The sequence below is a fragment of the Oleiphilus sp. HI0061 genome (assembly GCF_001635675.1).
The window spans coordinates 1-1,913 of the sequence record NZ_LWFE01000519.1 but is presented as its reverse complement, the minus strand read 5'-3'; the positions used below and the strand labels follow the sequence as shown (position 1 = coordinate 1,913).

General features: G+C 45.3%; 3 protein-coding genes. All 3 read left to right on the top strand.

Annotated features, from left to right (window positions below; all coding sequences use genetic code 11):
* Nucleotides 1–495 (top strand): response regulator (locus A3735_RS06855; protein WP_156499478.1); only part of this gene is annotated, 495 nt, incomplete at its 5' end.
* A gap of 6 nt (nt 496–501) precedes the next feature.
* On the top strand, nt 502–1,596 hold the full coding sequence (locus A3735_RS06850; protein ID WP_197485722.1) for a chemotaxis protein CheB: 1,095 nt from the start codon (nt 502–504) through the stop codon (nt 1,594–1,596).
* 2 nt (nt 1,597–1,598) lie between these two features.
* Nucleotides 1,599–1,913: chemotaxis protein CheW (locus tag A3735_RS06845; protein ID WP_197476222.1), on the top strand; the 315-nt coding region annotated here is incomplete at its 3' end.

Below are 1,913 nucleotides of genomic sequence, written 5' to 3'. Positions count from 1 at the left end.
TCTGGAGCAACTATTCTCGGTGACGGTAGCGTTGTCGTGATTCTTGACCTTCCTGCGCTCATTCGAGACGACATGGCAGGCATACTCGATTCTCTAAGTTCTAATGAAGATAACATTATTAAAGAGAAGCAAACGAAGACTGTCATGGTGGTCGATGACTCGGTTACTGTTAGGAAGGTTACCACGCGCTTGCTTGAACGAAATGGCTACGAAGTTATTACCGCGAAGGATGGTGTTGACGCTATAGCAACACTACAAGATCATAAACCTGATGTAATGCTTCTCGATATCGAAATGCCACGTATGGACGGTTTTGAGGTTGCAACACTGGTACGGCATGACGAACGCTTGAAAGATGTGCCAATCATCATGATTACCTCCCGAACCGGCCAAAAGCACAAAGAACGGGCACTTTCTATCGGTGTGAATGAATATCTTGGTAAGCCTTTCCAGGAACATGATTTACTGGAAAATATTGAGCGGTTCATTGGCTAAATGAATGTGCCGGAAGCGAGACCTAAGATCGGTGTCATATCGGATTGTGCCTTACAAAGGCACGTTCTGAGCAAAGCACTCAACGCTTTTGGCTTAAACCCTGTTATCAGTTGTGAGCCCGATATGCTTGCACAGCAACAAAGTGAAAAACTCGATCAGATCCAATGCTGGATTTTAGCTTTGCAAGAAGATACTTTTGAGTCGGTAGCGTTAGATGACATCATTGACCAAGCAGACAATATTCCTGTGCTCTTTGGTTTGGATAAAGCCCCAAGAAAACACGATGAGCAATATATTTCGTGGGAACGACGACTAGTCAGTAAACTAGAAGAGCATCTTGGTTGCATTGATATTCTAGAATCAGAAGACTCTATACTCGCTCTAGACTCCCAGGCCACCAATCACGTCGCAATAGATAAAGCTCAGTCTAAGCCCGTTTTCAGCCAGCCTTCAGACATCGAAAAGGCACCCAGACTGTCTCATCCGCCATCTAAAGACGTTTGGGTTCTAGCAGCCTCACTCGGTGGTCCTGCAGCGGTGAAAGAGTTCCTGGATGAAATTCCATCTACGATCAGAGCCGGCTTTCTTTATGCTCAGCATGTCGATGCCCACTTCTCGGGCGTACTAACACGCGTCTTAGGCCGTCATTCAATGCTCGACCTAAAGCCTATAACCGACTGCTGTTTAGTTAAAGATGGCGAAGTTCTCGTCGTTCCTGTCGACAATGAAGTCTGCTTTTCATCTAATGGTGTCTCAATTAGAGACAATGAATGGGAAGGACCCTATGGTCCATCAATTGACCATTTATTAAGAAATCTGTTTGCGCATTATGGAAAACGTTGCCATGTGATCGTATTTAGCGGCATGGGGAATGACGGCTCGTTGATGGCACCTACGATGCATAAGCAAGGCTGCTCAGTATGGACTCAAGCACCAGATGGGTGTGCGAATGGCTCGATGCCGCAATCTGTGATTGATCTTGAATGCAGTGCATACACCGCATCTCCAAAAGACCTGGCTCGAGCATTAATTAATAAAGTTGGCTGCTACAGTGCACCTGACGCCAGTGCTAGCAATTTAGAAACAAACAAAGGAGTTTAATTGTGTCGGATGCTCAAAGTGTTATCTCTAGCCTATATCTACCGGTTAGTAATACCCAGCTCTTATTACCTAACGTTAGCGTCGCTGAAGTAGTAGGCTATCAAGCGCCTGAAAACCGCGATACTAAGCCAGATTACTTTCTAGGTCTTGTATCCTGGCGTGGAATCAATATTCCTTTATTATCGTATGAAATCGCCAATGGGCTCTCAGCAGCCAAGGTCACACCCAACTCCAGAATTGCGGTAGTCAATACTATTGGTAAACACCAAAAAGACTTACCTTTTTTTGCTATTGTGACGCAAGGTATCCCCCGACTT